Annotated in this window: 19 protein-coding genes and 4 tRNA genes; 4 read left to right on the plus strand and 19 right to left on the minus strand. The window is 66.2% G+C overall.

The window, feature by feature from the left end:
- The 7 genes from ACWEOI_RS10990 to ACWEOI_RS11020 form a co-directional block, all read right to left on the minus strand.
- Positions 1–1,335 (minus strand): MCE family protein, encoded by a 1,335-nt coding sequence (locus ACWEOI_RS10990; RefSeq protein ID WP_433668694.1) that lies wholly within the window; start codon positions 1,333–1,335, stop codon positions 1–3.
- Entirely contained in the window at positions 1,332–2,120 is a 789-nt protein-coding gene (locus tag ACWEOI_RS10995; protein WP_379095702.1) for an ABC transporter permease, read from the minus strand. Before ACWEOI_RS10995 ends, ACWEOI_RS10990 begins: the two co-directional genes overlap by 4 nt.
- An 80-nt stretch (positions 2,121–2,200) precedes the next feature.
- On the minus strand, positions 2,201–2,995 hold the full coding sequence (locus tag ACWEOI_RS11000) for an ABC transporter permease (protein ID WP_433668696.1): 795 nt from the start codon (positions 2,993–2,995) through the stop codon (positions 2,201–2,203).
- 10 nt (positions 2,996–3,005) lie between these two features.
- Positions 3,006–4,064, minus strand: a complete 1,059-nt coding sequence (locus ACWEOI_RS11005) for an ABC transporter ATP-binding protein (RefSeq protein WP_452359497.1) — start codon at positions 4,062–4,064, stop codon at positions 3,006–3,008.
- Positions 4,065–4,343: 279 nt separating this feature from the next.
- Positions 4,344–4,724: a 50S ribosomal protein L7/L12 gene (gene rplL, locus ACWEOI_RS11010; protein ID WP_357091083.1), complete on the minus strand. Its 381-nt coding sequence runs from the start codon at positions 4,722–4,724 to the stop codon at positions 4,344–4,346.
- Positions 4,725–4,787: 63 nt separating this feature from the next.
- Positions 4,788–5,351, minus strand: coding sequence for a 50S ribosomal protein L10 (gene rplJ / locus ACWEOI_RS11015; RefSeq protein WP_357091081.1), 564 nt, complete (start codon positions 5,349–5,351; stop codon positions 4,788–4,790).
- A 345-nt stretch (positions 5,352–5,696) separates the two neighbouring features.
- A complete protein-coding gene (locus ACWEOI_RS11020) occupies positions 5,697–6,011 on the minus strand; it encodes a hypothetical protein (protein ID WP_433668700.1) in 315 nt (104 codons plus the stop codon).
- Between the two features lie 108 nt (positions 6,012–6,119).
- Between ACWEOI_RS11020 and ACWEOI_RS11025 the strand changes: the two genes are divergently transcribed.
- On the plus strand, positions 6,120–6,413 hold the full coding sequence (locus ACWEOI_RS11025) for a hypothetical protein (RefSeq protein WP_433668702.1): 294 nt from the start codon (positions 6,120–6,122) through the stop codon (positions 6,411–6,413).
- A gap of 130 nt (positions 6,414–6,543) precedes the next feature.
- On the opposite strand, the gene rplA is transcribed toward ACWEOI_RS11025, so the two are convergent.
- The 10 genes from rplA to ACWEOI_RS11075 form a co-directional block, all read right to left on the minus strand.
- Positions 6,544–7,254, minus strand: a complete 711-nt coding sequence (gene rplA, locus ACWEOI_RS11030; protein WP_433668704.1) for a 50S ribosomal protein L1 — start codon at positions 7,252–7,254, stop codon at positions 6,544–6,546.
- 70 nt (positions 7,255–7,324) lie between these two features.
- Entirely contained in the window at positions 7,325–7,759 is a 435-nt protein-coding gene (gene rplK / locus ACWEOI_RS11035; RefSeq protein ID WP_357091071.1) for a 50S ribosomal protein L11, read from the minus strand.
- Positions 7,760–7,924: 165 nt separating this feature from the next.
- Positions 7,925–8,728 carry a transcription termination/antitermination protein NusG gene (gene nusG, locus ACWEOI_RS11040; protein WP_433668706.1) on the minus strand — a complete coding sequence of 268 codons (804 nt, stop codon included), beginning with the start codon at positions 8,726–8,728 and terminating at the stop codon, positions 7,925–7,927.
- A 138-nt stretch (positions 8,729–8,866) separates the two neighbouring features.
- Positions 8,867–9,256: a preprotein translocase subunit SecE gene (secE, locus tag ACWEOI_RS11045; protein ID WP_433668707.1), complete on the minus strand. Its 390-nt coding sequence runs from the start codon at positions 9,254–9,256 to the stop codon at positions 8,867–8,869.
- Positions 9,257–9,285: 29 nt separating this feature from the next.
- Positions 9,286–9,358 (minus strand) — tRNA-Trp (locus ACWEOI_RS11050).
- A gap of 182 nt (positions 9,359–9,540) precedes the next feature.
- Positions 9,541–10,584, minus strand: coding sequence for a fused (3R)-hydroxyacyl-ACP dehydratase subunits HadA/HadB (locus tag ACWEOI_RS11055; protein WP_433673496.1), 1,044 nt, complete (start codon positions 10,582–10,584; stop codon positions 9,541–9,543).
- A 200-nt stretch (positions 10,585–10,784) separates the two neighbouring features.
- Positions 10,785–10,955, minus strand: coding sequence for a 50S ribosomal protein L33 (rpmG, locus tag ACWEOI_RS11060; RefSeq protein WP_029925945.1), 171 nt, complete (start codon positions 10,953–10,955; stop codon positions 10,785–10,787).
- A 42-nt stretch (positions 10,956–10,997) separates the two neighbouring features.
- Positions 10,998–11,070: transfer RNA gene (locus ACWEOI_RS11065), tRNA-Met, on the minus strand.
- Between the two features lie 81 nt (positions 11,071–11,151).
- Positions 11,152–11,224, minus strand: a tRNA-Thr gene (locus ACWEOI_RS11070).
- A gap of 236 nt (positions 11,225–11,460) precedes the next feature.
- Positions 11,461–11,542, minus strand: a tRNA-Tyr gene (locus ACWEOI_RS11075).
- A gap of 138 nt (positions 11,543–11,680) precedes the next feature.
- Between ACWEOI_RS11075 and ACWEOI_RS11080 the strand changes: the two genes are divergently transcribed.
- Positions 11,681–12,172, plus strand: coding sequence for a YajQ family cyclic di-GMP-binding protein (locus tag ACWEOI_RS11080; RefSeq protein ID WP_357091065.1), 492 nt, complete (start codon positions 11,681–11,683; stop codon positions 12,170–12,172).
- Here ACWEOI_RS11080 and htpX read toward each other — a convergent pair whose 3' ends face one another.
- Positions 12,173–13,057: a zinc metalloprotease HtpX gene (gene htpX / locus ACWEOI_RS11085; RefSeq protein ID WP_433668709.1), complete on the minus strand. Its 885-nt coding sequence runs from the start codon at positions 13,055–13,057 to the stop codon at positions 12,173–12,175.
- A 194-nt stretch (positions 13,058–13,251) separates the two neighbouring features.
- Positions 13,252–14,274, minus strand: coding sequence for a polyprenyl synthetase family protein (locus ACWEOI_RS11090; protein ID WP_433668711.1), 1,023 nt, complete (start codon positions 14,272–14,274; stop codon positions 13,252–13,254).
- A 179-nt stretch (positions 14,275–14,453) separates the two neighbouring features.
- Between ACWEOI_RS11090 and ACWEOI_RS11095 the strand changes: the two genes are divergently transcribed.
- Together ACWEOI_RS11095 and ACWEOI_RS11100 are read left to right on the plus strand one after the other, a co-directional pair.
- Positions 14,454–15,728 carry a geranylgeranyl reductase family protein gene (locus ACWEOI_RS11095; protein WP_433668713.1) on the plus strand — a complete coding sequence of 425 codons (1,275 nt, stop codon included), beginning with the start codon at positions 14,454–14,456 and terminating at the stop codon, positions 15,726–15,728.
- Positions 15,725–16,144 (plus strand): helix-turn-helix transcriptional regulator, encoded by a 420-nt coding sequence (locus ACWEOI_RS11100; protein WP_452359498.1) that lies wholly within the window; start codon positions 15,725–15,727, stop codon positions 16,142–16,144. Before ACWEOI_RS11095 ends, ACWEOI_RS11100 begins: the two co-directional genes overlap by 4 nt.
- The last annotated feature ends 2 nt before the right edge of the window (positions 16,145–16,146 follow it).

Below are 16,146 nucleotides of genomic sequence, written 5' to 3' on the forward strand. Positions count from 1 at the left end.
TCACTTGACGCTCACCTCACTGCCGCGGAAGGCGGGCGCGGCGATCTTGGTGACCCAGCTGGGCACCTCCTCGGGCGAAACGCCGTGGGCGGCACCGTAGATCGTGCCCAGCGCCTGGGACTCCTGCGGCGAGTACGCGGTCGTCGGCGTCTGGGGCCCGTACACCTTGTACTGCGGCGCCTGCATCCGGCCGATGTTCTGGTCACCCGGGTTCCGGCTCGGCGGCTGGTAGGAGCCGTCATTGGCGGAACCGTTGGTGTACTGACCCGGATCGGTGAAGGGCGGGTACATCGGAACGCAGAGCGGGCCACGCTGATCGAACCACCGCGGCTCGTCCTGGTTGGGGACGTAGCGGCCGCGCGGATTCACGATCGAGACGCTCACCCGCGAACCCGGCAGGTCGGTGCCCTTGCCGAAGATCTGGTCGATGCGGGGCTTGAGCTCGGCGAAACCGGCCAGCGCGCAGCTGTAGCTGGGCGAGTACCTGGCCAACTCCACCAGCGCGGGCCGCGAGTCCGCGGCCACGTCGATGATGTTGTCGCGGTTGAGCAGCAGGAAGTCGGCGGTGGTGGTGGCGCTCGGGGTGAGCGTCGCCAGCAGGGTGTCGATCTGCGACTTCTTCTGCACCACGGTCGCGTTGGTGGTGCGCAGGTTGTCCAGCGCGGACACCAGCTGCGGCGCGGCGTCGGAGTAGGTGGTGGCCACGTCGGCCAGGCTCTTCAGATCGTCCTGCAGGGTCGGCATCACGCCGTTCACCTGTGTGACGATGTCGTCGAGCCGGTCGATGGTCTTGCCCAGCTCCTCGCCCTGACCCTGCAGCGCGTTGGACAGCGCGCCCAGCGTGGAGGACAGGTACTGCGGCGGAATCGCCTGCAGCAGCGGCAGGATGTGGTCCAGCAGCTGGCTCACCTCGACGGCGTTGCCGGAGGTGTCCTGGTGCAGGGTGAGGCCCTCGGTGAGTTTGCCCTGCGGGCTGTCCGGCCACACCAGGTCGATGTAGCGCTCACCGAACAGCGTCTTGGGCAGCAGCCGCGCGGTCACGTTGGACGGGATCTTGTCCGCCTTGGCCGGGTCGATGGCCAGGTCCAGGTGCACGTTCTTGCCGTCGTAGCTGCTCGAGCGCAGCTCGCCGACGGTCACGCCGCGGACCTTCACGTCCGCGTTGCGGGTCAGCGCGTTGCCGACCGTGTCGGTGATCAGGTTGACCCGCACGGTGTCCACGAACTGCTTGTTGTAGATGGCGATGGTGGTCCACAGGAACAGCGCGACGAGCGCGAAGAACAGCACGCCCAGGGTCCGCTTCTTGAGCGTCTGCCCGCGCTCCGGGTTGCTCATCCGGCCACCCGCACCGTCGTGGTCGTGCCCCAGATCGCCAGGGACAGGAAGAAGTCCAGCACGTTGATCAGCACGATCGCGGCGCGCACCGCGCGGCCCACGGCTACGCCGACGCCCGCGGGACCGCCGGTGGCGTTGTAGCCGTAGTAGCAGTGCACGAGGATGATCACGAACGCGAAGACCAGCACCTTCACGAACGAATAGAGCACGTCCTCGGGTGGCAGGAACAACGCGAAGTAGTGGTCGTAGGAGCCGCTCGACTGCCCGTTGAAGTAGATGCTGATCAACCGCGAGGCCAGGTAGGTGCCCAGCAGGCCGACCACGTACAGCGGGATCACCGCGAGGAAGCCCGCGATGGCGCGCGTGGTCACCAGGAACGGCACCGACGGCACCGCCATCACCTCGAGCGCGTCGATCTCCTCGGAGATCCGCATGGCGCCCAGCTGGGCGGTGAAACCACAGCCGACCGTCGCCGAAAGTGCCAGTGCCGCAACCAGGGGCGCGAGTTCACGGGTGTTGATGTACCCGGTGAGGAAGCCGGTGAGCACGCCCGAGCCCAGCGCGTCGAGCGCCTTGAAGCCCTGCAGGCCCACCACGACGCCGACCGAGGCCGACATGAACACGATGACGCCGATGGTGCCGCCGATGACCGCCAGCGCGCCCGACCCGAAGGTCACCTCGGCCAGCAGCCGGGTGACCTCCTTGCGGAAGTGCACGATGGTTCGCGGGATGGCGCCGATCGCCCGCGAGTAGAACGACATCTGGTCGCCGGCCTTGTCGACCATGTTGACCGGAGCCATGAGCGCGGGCTTGACCCGGCGCGCCGACCGGGAGAAAACGGTGGAGCGCTGCGAAACGACCATTGTCACGCGCCCTTTGCGGGTACGACCTGAAGATAGATCAGGGTGAGGATGAGGTTCAGGAAGAAGAGCACGAGGAACGTGATGACCACCGACTGGTTCACCGCGTCGCCCACGCCCTTGGGTCCGCCCTTGGGATGTAAGCCCTTGTAGGCGGCGATGACGCCCGCCACCACACCGAAGATCAGTGCCTTGATCTCACCGATCACCAGGTCGGGGATTTGCGCGAGGGCGGAGAAGGACGCCAGGTACGCGCCCGGGGTGCCGCCCTGCAGCCCCACGTTGAAGAAGTAGCCGCCGCAGATGCCGACGACCGAGACCAGGCCGTTGAGCAGGAAGGCGACCAGCATCATGCCAAGCACGCGTGGAACCACCAGGCGCTGAATGGGATCGATGCCGAGGACTTCCATGGCGTCGATCTCCTCGCGAATGGTGCGCGAGCCGAGATCGGCGGCCACGGCGGAGCCGGCGGCTCCGGCGATGATCAATGCGGTGACCACCGGTGCGGCCTGCTGGACCGTGGCCAGCACACTGGTCGCACCGGTGAAGTTCTCCGCCCCCAGCTGCTTGATGAGCGAGCCGGTCTGCAGGGCCACCACGGCGCCGAACGGGATTGCCACCAGGGCGGCGGGGAGGATCGAGACACTCGCGATGAACCACGATTGCTCGATGAACTCCCGCCACTGGAAAGGCCGGCGGAACGTCTTCCGGAGCACGTCGAGAAAGAGTCCGAAAACATTGCCGGCCTGGGCAAGTCCCGACTCGACCGAGGTGCGCAGTCGCGTCGAGGAGGGGTTCACGGGCCGTATGTTACCCGTTAGTTAGGTTCTGTCGAACCGTGGCGTCGTAGCCACCCTGATACGACGGCATCACCTGCGTGTCGTCATCGCCGTTGGCGGCCATGGACTCCCGGATCGCCTCCTGCGCGGTGGGCGGCAGGGTGTGCATGATCTGGCGAACGCGCTCACGGCGACGATGCACCGCGCCACGCACCGGCATACCGGGGGTGGCCACCATCTGCGGGATGATGCCCTCGATCTCCTCGGCGCCACCGGCGTGGTGACCCGAGTCGAACATGGCCTGCTCGCGGGCCATCTGGGCTTCGTCCTTCTCCTCGGACATACCGATCGGACCCTGCATGCGGCCGTTGAGGAACTGCTTGACCACCGGCTCGTCCGAGGTCAACAGCACCTCACGGGGACCGAACATGACCAGGTTGCGGCGGAACAGCATGCCGATGTTGTCCGGCACCGTGCGGGCCAGGTTGATGTTGTGCGTGACGATCAGGATCGTCGCGTCGATCTGCGCGTTGATATCGATCAACAGCTGCGAGAGGTAGGTCGTACGAACGGGATCCAGACCGGAGTCCGGCTCGTCGACGAGGATGATCTGCGGGTCCAGCACCAGCGCGCGGGCCAGGCCGGCACGCTTGCGCATACCACCGGAGATCTCGCCGGGGAGCTTGCCCTCGGCGCCGAGCAGACCGGTCAGCTCGAGCTTCTCCATGACGATCTTCTTGATCTCGGATTCGCTCTTCTTGGTGTGCTCGCGCAACGGGAAGGCCGTGTTGTCGAACAGGTTCATCGACCCGAACAGCGCGCCGTCCTGGAAGAGGACGCCGAACAGCTTGCGGATCTCGTAGAGCTCCTTGTTCGAGCAGGTGGTGATGTCGGTGCCATCGATGTAGATCGAGCCCTTCTCCGGACGGAGCAGACCGATCAACGACTTCAGGAAGACGGACTTACCGGTACCCGAAGGGCCGAGCAGAGCGCTTACTTCCCCCGACGGCAGCGTCAGCGTGACGTCCTGCCAAATACGCTGGGATCCGAACGACTTCGTGATGCCTTCGGTCCTGACCTCGACGCCCACGCCAACCTCCACTTTCTCCGACGAGCGCCCTACATGTGGGACGATCCGCCACAAATTTCGCGCGGTGTGGCGCGTCACAGTAGGTCCGGTCACTGTATCGCATGGAGACCGTCTCGGACACTGGGACCTGACCGGTCGGTAGCAATATCTGGAATACCCACCCGATCACGCGCCAATCACGGCAGCAGAATACGCGAAAAGGGCGGTACCACAATGGGTACCGCCCTTTTCACAATATCGACGCGGCCGGGGTGTGACCCCGGCACACCATCAAGTGAATTACTTGATGGTGATCTTGGCGCCGGCCTCTTCCAGCTTCGCCTTGGCAGCCTCGGCGGCGTCCTTGGCGACCTTCTCCAGGATCGGCTTCGGGGCGCCCTCGACCAGGTCCTTGGCTTCCTTCAGGCCCAGGCCGGAGACGATCTCACGCACGACCTTGATGACCTGGATCTTCTTGTCGCCGGCACCCTCGAGGATGACGTCGAACTCGTCCTGCTCCTCGGCGGCCTCGGCCGGGGCGCCAGCGGCACCCGCGACGGCGACGGCGACCGGAGCGGCAGCGGTGACCTCGAACTTGTCCTCGAACGCCTTCACGAACTCGGACAGCTCCAGCAGGGTCATGCCGGCGAAGGTCTCGAGCAGCTCATCAACGTTGGCCATTGATATTTCCTTTCGGTAGTTCCGTCACCGCGCGGCGGTGACGAATAGGTTTGGGGTAGTGACTTATTCGGCGTCGGCAGCAGCGTCGGCGGCCGGAGCGGCAGCGCCACCCTCGGCCTGCTTCTTCTCCTGCAGCGCGGCCATGAGGCGCGCGACCTGGTTGCCGGGGGCGGCGAACAGGCCGGCAGCCTTCGACAGGTTGCCCTTCATGGCGCCGGCCAGCTTGGCCAGCAGCACCTCGCGCGACTCGAGGTCGGCGATGCGCTCGACCTCGGCCACGGACAGCGCGGCGCCGTCCATGTAGCCGCCCTTGATGATGAGCGCCTTGTTGTCCTTGGCGAACGCCTTCAGCGCCTTGGCGGCCTCGACCGGCTCGCCGGTGATGAAGGTGATAGCGGTCGGACCGACGAACAAGTCATCCAGGCCAGCCACGCCCGCCTCGGCGGCAGCGCGCTTGACCAGGGTGTTCTTGGCGACGGAGTAAGTAGCGTTCGCGCCGAGCGCACGACGCAGCTCGGTGATCTTGCTGACCGACAGACCGCGGTACTCCGTGACAACCGTCGCGGTGGACGCCTTGAACTGCTCGGTGATCTCCGCGACCGCGGTGACCTTCTCAGAATTCGCCATACTTCGCCTCCTCTCTGGATGGTCGGTTCTCGTATGAACTACCGAGTTCCGCCAACAGGGGCCGGCGACAAAGCTAACGCCCCGGTCGCAGAGCGAACCCGGGGCGCACAAGAAACGATCGCGATCTCTCGCGGGTTTCCCGACCTCGGCTCTCCCTGCGTGGGTCGCCGGCAATATCGCCGGACCTTCAGCCGCCTGACGGCAGCAACCAACGGTCTTCGGTAGAACGATGTGGGGTGATCACCGAAACTCCGGAGAGCATGTCGATGACCGCCGTCCAATATAGCGGACCAGCATCGATACGCCAAAACGGGGTGCGGAGAGCAACGCAGGAGTCGGCGCGTGTCAGCGCACCCCGCTCAGGGTGCTACTGCCCGAGAAGAAGGCGTACATCAGCTGACATTGCGGTGTGGTGGAGCGAGGAGCGTCCCAGTATCCGCAGCCCAGCAGCTCGGCGGATCCCAAGAATGGAATCCCCACCAGCACCGCCCCCGGCAGCAGGTACAGCAGTGACCCGTCGCCCCAGTTCGTGGGGATGGCGGATCCGGAATCGGCGACCGGTGCCGGCACCAGCGTGACAGGCTCGGCCACGGCGGCTGGGGTGGCCGACAGTCCGGCGAGGAGGGCGGCTGCGGTGAGGGTCAGGGCGAAGCGGCGCATGTGGGCACCCTGTCATCGAATTTCCGGACGCGACAGACTGTAAAAATAGGGTATTTCAAACTGGCTGATCTCGGATAGTGTCGGCGCACATATTTCCAGGAGGAAGCTATGTCCCGATTGCTCACCAAAACCCTTGCCGCCATTACCCTTTCGACCGCCCTACTGGGCGCGGGTCTCGGCCCCGCTCAGGCCTCCCCCACCGCGGACACCCCCGCGACCCCCGTCGCCGACTCCGGATCCGCGTCCGGCTCGGGCGGATCCGGATCGTCACTGACGCCCCTGTTCACCTTCCCATTGGGCGCGCTCTACATCGTGCTCTGCAAGGCCGAGCCCACCACCAGCCCGCTCTGCGCCCTGATCTTCAAGATCGGCAGCGGCAGCGTCGAGCCGGATCCGGTGTAACCGCGATACCAGCGCGGTCCGCCGTCTCGGCGGGGTCGATCTGTCACCGTGGAAAAGCGAAGGGCCGGTACGAGATTCGTACCGGCCCTTCGGGCTTTCATGCGTTGCTACGCGTTACCGCGTCGAGGAATCAGTCTTCCTCGGCGAAGTTACGGGTGCGGTTCGGATCCACCGGGATGCCCGGTCCGGTGTTCGTCGAGAACGTCACCTTCTTGACGTAGCGGCCCTTCGCGGTGGAGGGCTTGACACGCAGGATCTCGTCGAGGGCGGCGCCGTAGTTCTCGGCCAGCTTCTTCTCGTCGAAGGAAGCCTTGCCGATCACGAAGTGCAGGTTGGCCTGCTTGTCGACGCGGAAGTTGATCTTACCGCCCTTGATGTCGTTGACAGCCTTGGTGACATCGGGGGTGACCGTGCCGGTCTTCGGGTTCGGCATCAGGCCACGCGGGCCCAGCACGCGAGCGATACGACCGACCTTGGCCATCTGGTCCGGGGTGGCGATCGCGGCGTCGAACTCCAGCCAGCCGCCCTGGATGCGCTCGATCAGGTCCTCGGCGCCCACGGCGTCGGCACCGGCGGCCTCGGCCTCGGCGGCCTTGTCACCGACGGCGAACACGATGACGCGGGCGGTCTTACCGGTGCCGTGCGGCAGGTTGACGGTGCCGCGGACCATCTGGTCGGCCTTACGCGGGTCGACACCCAGACGGACGGCAACCTCGACGGTCGCGTCGGTCTTGGTGGTGGCGGTCTCCTTCGCGAGCCGCACGGCGGCCAGCGGAGCGTAGAGAGCAGCGCGGTCGACCTTGGCGGCCGCCTCGAGATAAGCCTTGCTTCGTTTTGCCATGTTGATCTGTCCTTGTCTAAGTCAGAAGTGGTGCGGGACAGGCGGTCCCTCCCACCGAGCCGGAAGGCTCTTACTCCGCGATGGTGATACCCATCGAGCGGGCAGTACCAGCGATGATCTTCGCCGCGGCGTCGATGTCGTTGGCGTTCAGGTCTTCCTGCTTGGTCTTGGCGATCTCACGGACCTGGTCCATGGTGATCTGCGCGACCTTGGTGCGGTGCGGCTCGGCGGAGCCCTTCTGCACACCGGCGGCCTTCAGCAGCAGACGCGCGGCGGGCGGCGTCTTCAGCTTGAAGTCGAACGTGCGGTCTTCGTAGACCGTGATCTCGACCGGGATGACGTTGCCACGCTGCGACTCGGTCGCCGCGTTGTACGCCTTGCAGAACTCCATGATGTTGACGCCGTGCTGACCCAGCGCCGGACCCACCGGCGGAGCCGGGTTGGCCTGGCCGGCCTGGATCTGGAGCTTGATGAGCCCAGCGACCTTTTTCTTCTTCGGGGGCATCTTTCTTCCTTGGTTAGGTTCCTTACGGATCACCCGTAAGCCTTATCCGGGACTTGCGCGCCCAGGGCAGCTCGAGATCAGGCCCTAGGCACAACCCGGCAAGTCTACGTGAACGCGAAAAAGGCGGTGACACCGGGTGAAACCCGGGCCACCGCCTCCTTGCGACTAAATCTTGGCGACCTGCGTGAACGCCAGTTCGACCGGGGTCTCGCGGCCGAAGATCGAGACCAGCACCTTGAGCTTCTGCTGCTCGGCGTTGACCTCGGAGATGCTGGCCGGCAGGGTCGCGAACGGGCCGTCCATGACGGTCACCGACTCGCCGACCTCGAAGTCGACCTCGATGATCGGCTTCGCGACGGCGGTGTCGCCACCGGTCGTGGCGGCGGCAGCGGCGGTGGCCGGAGCGGCGGCCTTCTTCTGCTGCGCGGCCGGGACCAGGAACTTCACCACGTCCGGAATGGTCAGCGGCGAGGGACGCGAGGTGGCGCCGACGAAACCGGTGACACCGGGGGTGTTGCGCACCGCGCCCCACGACTCGTCGTTCAGCTCCATACGGACCAGGATGTAGCCCGGCAGCACCTTGCGGTTGACGTTCTTCTTCTGGCCGTTCTTGATCTCGGTGACCTCTTCGGTCGGCACCTCGACCTGGAAGATGTAGTCCTCGAGACCGAGGTTCTGCACGCGGGTCTCGAGATTGGTCTTCACCTTGTTCTCGTACCCGGCGTAGGAGTGCACGACGTACCAGTCACCGGGCGCGCGACGCAGCGCGGCGGTCATCTCGGCGACCGGGTCGGCGGGCTCGTCGGAGATCTGGGCCGCGGGCTGCGCGGGCTCGGCCTCTTCGGCGTCGGCCGCGAACTCGTCGGCGTCGGCGAAGCCCTCAGCGTCCTCGACGTCCGCGGTGGTCTCTTCGATCACCACGTCATCCACCGGGAATTCCTCGGTTGTGCCGTTCTCCGGGGTGCTCACTGGGGCACTCGCTTCCTTAGTCGTCACGTAATCCTCTGCGCGCCGGGGCAAGGCATAGCCCGGCGGATGTTCCCGCTCCCCGCCTCTGCCCGGGGGCCGGTCACCGGCCGCGACGGTCAGACGCGGTCACCGTGCCGCCTAGCCGAAGAGCCAGTTGACACCCTTGATGAACGCCACATCCAAACCGCTGATGTACGCGATGATGAAAATCACGAACACCAGGACAACGCTCGTATAGGTGACCATCTGCTTGCGGTTGGGCCAGATGACCTTGCGAAGTTCCGCGATGACTTCCTTGAGGAACTTCATCAGGCTCTTGAAGGGATTGCCCGAACCGCTCTGCCCGGCCTTCTTGCCTTTGCCGGACTGCTTGGTGGCTGCCTTGGCCGAATCCGACGGTCGTTCGATCGTCGCGACGGCGCCGGACGACGCGGCGCGGGTGCGCCGGGCGGACCGCTTGCCGCTCGGACGAGCCACCGCGGCGGTGTCGTCGCCATCTTCGTGGCGAGTGTCCCGCTCGTCGCTCACGTCGATCCTCTCTAAGTCGGCATCCAGGGCAGGGGCGACAGGACTTGAACCTGCAACCTGCGGTTTTGGAGACCGCTGCTCTGCCAGTTGAGCTACGCCCCTTCGGCTGGACGGGGTTGCTTCCAGCCTCTGTTCTTTTTCAGTTGTACTACAGGGTCATTTCATACAAACACGCGCCGCTCCTCGGAGCAGCGCGCATCGGCTGGTGACCCCAGATTTTCGAGTGTACGTTACCCCGACTGACGATCGCCAATCGGGGTGTCGCGGCCTATCCCGGTTTCCGGTCAGCCGAGCTGCACCGTCGCGGTGGCGCGACCGAAGATCTTGCGGCCCTCCGACTTCGCCACGATGGCGACCACCGCGGTGCGGGTCTCGGGGTCCACCGACTTCACCTTGCCGGTGTACTCGATCTCCGCGGGACGGTCGATCGGGACGTACACGGGGCTGGTGAAGCGGACGTTGTACTCCTTGACCGAACCCGGGTCGCCCAGCCACGAGGTGACGAAGCCGCCACCCAGGCCCATGGTCAGCATGCCGTGCGCGACAACGTTTTCCAGGCCGACCAGCTTCACGACGTCGTCGCTCCAGTGGATCGGGTTGGCGTCGCCGGAGACGCCGGCGTAGTTCACCAGGTCGCCGCGGGTGAGCTGCACGGTGCGGGAGGGCAGCTCGTCGCCGGCGGCGACATCCTCGAAGCGGCGGGTCTGCGCGCTCGCGATCACGGCGCCGGTCGACAGCGCCGCCACGGACTGGTCGGGGGTGTCGATCTCGATGGGCTCGCCCGCGTCGGCGGCGTCCGGGCCGACCCCGTGCATGAGCACATTGCGCACGGCGTCACCGATATTGGGGTCGATGTCACCGCCGCTGCGGCCGATCAGGGTGGTGTAGGTGGTGAGCACCAGTTCGTCGTTCTGGGCCAGCACGTCGTTGCGGGTGACGATGATGTCGCCGCCGAAGGCCTGGCGGAACGAGTGCAGGTAGACGACGCAGGACAGCTGGTCCCCGGCCCTGATCGGACGGTGGAACTCCAGGATCTGGTCCGTCTGCATGATCTGGCTCAGGTCATAGCCGGTGACGATCTGCTCGAAGAGCTTGCGCTGGGCCAGGATTCCGACCAGCGAGATGAAGGTGAGGGGGGCGACCAGGCCGTCGTGACCGTGCGCGGCGGCGGCGTCCTCGTCCCAGTGCACCGGGTGGTAGTCCTGCACCGCGCGGGCGTACTCGCGCACCTTCTCGCGGCCGACCTCGTAGTAGTCCTCCACGCGGTAGTGATGGCCGACCATGGCGGCGGCGTGCGCGGCGGGGTCGAAGAGCTCTGATTCGACCATGTCGGCCTCGATATCGATATCGGTGTTGATCGTCACGGCAGGAAGTCCCTATCTGCTCCCACGAAACGGGAACGGGGCGAGAGCGCAGAACCACCGCTATATACGCCAAGTGCCGGACCGGGTCCCTTGTCCCTTTCTAAGAGACGAAGTGACTTACCGATCCGGCACTCTGTCCACGCGGTTGTTCGCGCGGGTTTAAGTTAGCGAGACTCGCGATGCGCCCGGTGGGTACCGCAGTTCGGGCAGAACTTCTTCAGCTCGAGACGGTCCGGGTCGTTACGCCGATTCTTCTTGGTGATGTAGTTGCGGTGCTTGCACTGCTCGCAGGCCAAGGTGATCTTTGGCCGGATATCAGTGGACTTCGCGGCCACGATTGCCTTCTTTCCGGTCAGCCTGATTGGGATATCAGTATGTAGCGATGGCCGGACTTGAACCGGCGACACAACGATTATGAGTCGTTTGCTCTACCGACTGAGCTACACCGCCATCTGGTGTCGGTACTTGACGGCGGGGAGGTCCCGGGTCCTGCTAGGAGAAGCCGAGCCGTTCACCACCGGCAATCCGGCGAGCCCCCTAACGGAATCGAACCGTTGACCTTTTCCTTACCATGGAAACGCTCTGCCGACTGAGCTAAGGGGGCGTGTCTGTCTTGCTCCGGTCTGGACCGGGGCGCTGACGACTTGAACGAGATTACACACATCCCCGCGCACTCTCCAAACCGGCTGGTCATCGGCCGTTTTCGAGACCGGGTAGCTGCCGTGACACTCGGTGCCGGAGGGGCCATCCGGGGTTGCGCCGCGAACCCGCCCGATCACCACGCCCTGACCCCTGGAACGCAAAGAGCCCCTCAGACTCTCGTCTGAGGGGCTCCAGCTGTGGCGGATGAAGGATTTGAACCTCCGAAGCATTACGCGGCTGATTTACAGTCAGCTCCCTTTGGCCGCTCGGGCAATCCGCCAGGGTACGCCTTCCAGCGCTTCAGCAGAATACCCTGAACCCACGCCCGGAATGCAAACCGGCTGGATACAGCCATGCCGGAGCGGCTAGCGTCGGCGTTGGAACATCCCGAATATCCGATCTCGGACAGGAGAAGAGTGTGGCGGATTCGTCGTTCGATGTGGTCAGCAAGATCGATCGCCAGGAGGTGGACAACGCCCTGAACCAGGCTGCCAAGGAGCTGAGCCAGCGCTACGACTTCCGCGGCACCGGAGCGAGCATCGAATGGTCGGGCGAGGAGAAGATCATCCTCAGCGCCGAGTCCGAGGACCGCGTGAAGGCGGCTCTGGACGTGTTCAAGGAGAAGCTGATCCGCCGCGACATCTCGCTCAAGGCGTTCGACGCGGGCGATCCGCAGGCCTCCGGCAAGGTGTACAAAATCACAGGAAACCTGGTGCAGGGCATCACCACGGAGAACGCGAAGAAGATCGCCAAGAAGATCCGTGACGAGGGCCCCAAGAGCGTCAAGGCGCAGATCCAGGGCGAGGAGCTGCGCGTCAGCAGCAAGAACCGTGACGATCTCCAGGCCGTCATCGCGCTGCTCAAGGGCGGCGACTTCGATATCGCCCTGCAGTTCGTGAACTACCGCTAGCTAGTAGTTCCGGTTTCCACCGGCCAACTCCTCGAGGCGGGCGATGCGGTCCGCCATCGGGGGGTGGGTGGAGAACCAGCGGGCCATCTTGTCGCCGGCCCGGAAGGGGTTGGCGATCATCAGGTGGGACTGGGCGGTCAGCTGCGGTTCGGGGGGCAGCGGGGCGGCCTGGGTGCCGCGTTCCAGTTTGCGCAGGGCCGAGGCGAGCGCCAGGGGGTCGCCGGTGAGTTCCGCGCCGTCCTGGTCGGCCTGGTATTCGCGGGAGCGGGAGACGGCCAGTTTGATGAGCGAGGCCGCGATCGGCCCCAGCAGTGAGACCAGCAGCAGCGCAATGACATTCGGCCCCTCGCCATTGCGGTTGCCGCCGCCGAAGGCGCCAGCGAAGAAGGCCAGGTTGGCCAGGCCGGAGATGACCGAGGCGAGCGCGCCCGCGACCGACGAGATCAGGATGTCGCGGTTGTAGACGTGGGACAGCTCGTGTCCCAGCACCGCGCGCAGTTCCCGTTCGTCGAGGATCTGCAGGATGCCGGTGGTGCAGCAGACCGCGGCATTGCGCGGATTACGGCCGGTGGCAAAGGCATTGGGCGCGTTGGTGGGGCTGATGTACAGGCGCGGCATGGGCTGGCGTGCGGCCGTGGCCAATTCGCGCACGATGCGGTACATCGCGGGAGCCTCGAGCTCGGTGACCGGCTGCGCGTGCATGGCCTTCAACGCGAGCTTGTCGCTGTTGAAGTACGCGTAGGCGTTCATGCCCACCGCCAGCACGATCGACAGGATCAGGATCGTGGGATTGCGGAACAGCGCTCCCACGAACACGATCAGTGCCGACATCCCGACCAAGAGTCCGAACGTCTTCAACCCGTTCGCATACCCGTGACTGTGCAATTCTTGCCCTCCGCTTCGCTCCGGGCGGGTTCGCGGCCCTGGAGGTCTCGTTCTTCCCTCCCTCCGCTCCTCCGCTTCGCTCCCCCGCTCCGCTCAGTCCAGAACGAGACGGGCCGCGAACCACCAAGTGGTGCCCATACGGGTCGTTACACCTGGTCAACGATACGGGCCGGGAACAGGTTCCCCCGGGAGCGTCAGCCCACGCGTTCGATGGTGTAGCGGACCAGCTGCTCGAGCGCGTCGTTGGCCGGGCCGCCGGGCAGGGCCGAGAGTTCGGCGTGCGCGAGGTCGGCGTAGCCGTGCAGTTTCTCCTTGGCCAGCACCAGGCCGCGCGACCGCGACAGCAGGTACAGGGCCTCCTCCACGTCGGCGTCGGTCTGCGGCGGCGTGGCCAGCAGCTTGCGCAGGCGGTCGCCCTCGTCGCCCTCCTCGCGCAGCGCGTAGAGGACGGGCAGGGTGTGCACGCCCTCGCGCAGGTCGGTGCCGGGGGTCTTGCCGGACTGCTCGGACGCCGAGGAGATGTCGATGATGTCGTCGGCGATCTGGAAGGCGGTGCCCACGGCGTCGCCGAGGCGGGCCAGGCGTTCCACGTGGTCCAGGCTCGCGCCGGAGAAGGTGCCGCCGAAGCGTCCGGCCGCGGCGATCAGCGAGCCGGTCTTCTCCCACACCACGCGCAGGTAGTGCTCGACCGGGTCCTGGGACTGACGGGCGCCGATGGTCTCGCGCATCTGGCCGGTGACCAGCTCGGCGAAGGTCTCTGCGATGATCCGGACCGCGTCCGGGCCGAGGGTGGAGACCAGGCGGGAGGCGTGCGCGAACAGGTAGTCGCCCGCGAGGATGGCGACGGAGTTGCCCCAGCGGGAGTTCACGCTGGGGGCGCCGCGGCGCATGGAGGCCTCGTCCATGACGTCGTCGTGGTACAGGGTGGCCAGGTGCACCAGCTCCACCACGGTGCCGGCGACGACCAGGTCGGGGCTGGTCGGGTTGGGGCCGAGCTGACCGGTGAGGATGGTGAACAGCGGGCGGAAGCGCTTGCCGCCGGCCTTGGCCAGGTGCAGCGCCGCTTCCTGCAGGAATTCCTCGCCGTCGGACAGCTCGGTGATGAGCAGGTCCTCGACCTCGATCAGGCCCTTGCGCACTGTGGCGGCGAGCTCGGGATCGCCAAGATCCACCCCCGCGACCACGGTGCTCTCATCGCTCACAGCTGATGCGCTCATTTCTTCTCCCAGTGCCGCGTCCGACCCCACGCCAAAGAACCTAGCGTGTGCGTCGCTCACCCCCTATGGACACCACCGTAGTGCGACCAACGAAACACCCGCCACGCGAATCGAAACGCCTGGACGTGAACCCCGGGGCAAATATGCGCACGCGGTGATGTGCTGCGAGTATTGGTCGCATGGGTTCATCGGAAGTCGCGCCCGAGCAGGGGAAATCGTCGGATGTTCTGCCCGCGCACGCCGATATTCTGGTCGTCGGCGCTGGTCCCGCCGGGTCGGCCGCGGCCGCGTGGGCGGCGCGCGCGGGACGGGACGTGCTCCTGACCGATTCGGCGCTGTTCCCCCGCGACAAGACCTGCGGCGACGGGCTCACCCCGCGCGCCACGGCCGAGCTGGAGCATCTGGGGCTCGGCGACTGGGTGCGGGCGCACACCGTGAACCGGGGCCTGCGGATGGCCGGGTTCGGCCGCGAGGCCCTGCTGCCCTGGCCGAACGGGTCCTTCCCCACCTACGGAAGTGCCGTTCCGCGAACCGAACTCGACGACAAGCTGCGCGAGACCGCGGTGAAATCGGGGGCGCGGATGGTGGAGGGCGCCAAGGTGATCGAGGTGGCCCGCGAGGGCGACCGGGTCACCGGCGTGACCATCAAGACCGACAGTGGGCTGCGCGCGGTGTCCTGCAAGACGCTGATCGTGGCGGACGGGGTCCGCTCCCCCGTCGGCAAGATGCTGGGCCGTACCTGGCACCGGCAGTACGCGTACGGGACCGCGGCGCGGGCGTACATCAAATCCGAGCGCAGCGACGACGAGTGGATCACCTCACATCTCGAATTGCGTGATGCGAACAATGAATTGATTCCCGGCTACGGCTGGGTCTTCCCGCTCGGCAATGGCGAGGTGAATATCGGCGTCGGTTCGCTGGCCACCGAAAAGCGACCCTCGCATATCGCGTTGAAACCGTTGCTGCAGCACTATGTGTCGCAGCGGCGCGCGGAATGGGGTTTCGAGGGCGAGGCGCGGGCGGTGGCGTCGGCGCTGCTGCCGATGGGCGGCGCGGTGTCGAACCTGGCCGGGCGCAACTGGGCGCTGGTCGGCGACGCGGCGGGCTGCGTGAACCCGCTCAACGGCGAGGGCATCGACTACGGCCTGGAGGGCGGGCACATGCTGGCCGCGCTGCTGGACCAGCCGGACCTCACCCACATCTGGCCGGACCTGCTGCGCGAGCGCTACGGCCGCACCTATTCGGTGGCGCGGCGACTGGCCGGGCTGGCCACGCATCCGCGCACGGTGCCGCTGGGCGGGCCGCCGCTGATGCGGTCGAAGCTGTTGCAGCGCACCGCGGTCCGGGTGATGGGCAACCTGGTCACCGACGAGGACCTGGATCTGACCGCCCGCTTGTGGCGAGGCGCGGGCCGGGCCTCGATGCGGATCGACAAGCTGCGGCCGTTCTCGTGAACGCCCGGCCGGTTCCCGAGGAGCTGCTGCCGCATCTGCGGCGAGCGCGGGATCTGGCCGACCGGCAGTACGCGGAACCGCTGGACCTGGACAGTCTGGCGGCGGCCGCGGGGGTGTCGAAGTACCACTTCCTGCGATGTTTCGCGGCCACCTACGGCAAGACGCCCGCCCTGTATCTCGCCGAGCGGCGGATCGAGCGGGCGCAGGACCTGCTGCGCGCCACCAATGTGACGGTGACCGAGGCCTGCATGCTGGTGGGCTACTCCAGCCTCGGATCGTTCAGCCGGAAGTTCACCGACCTGGTCGGGATGTCGCCCTCGGAGTATCAAGCGAAGTTCGCGGCCGAGGGCGCACCCCATATCCCGGGCTGCTACGTCTTCATGCACGGGCTCTCGGATCGGAAGCGCGGGGACTGACG

It is taken from the genome of Nocardia sp. NPDC004340 (genome assembly GCF_053602575.1).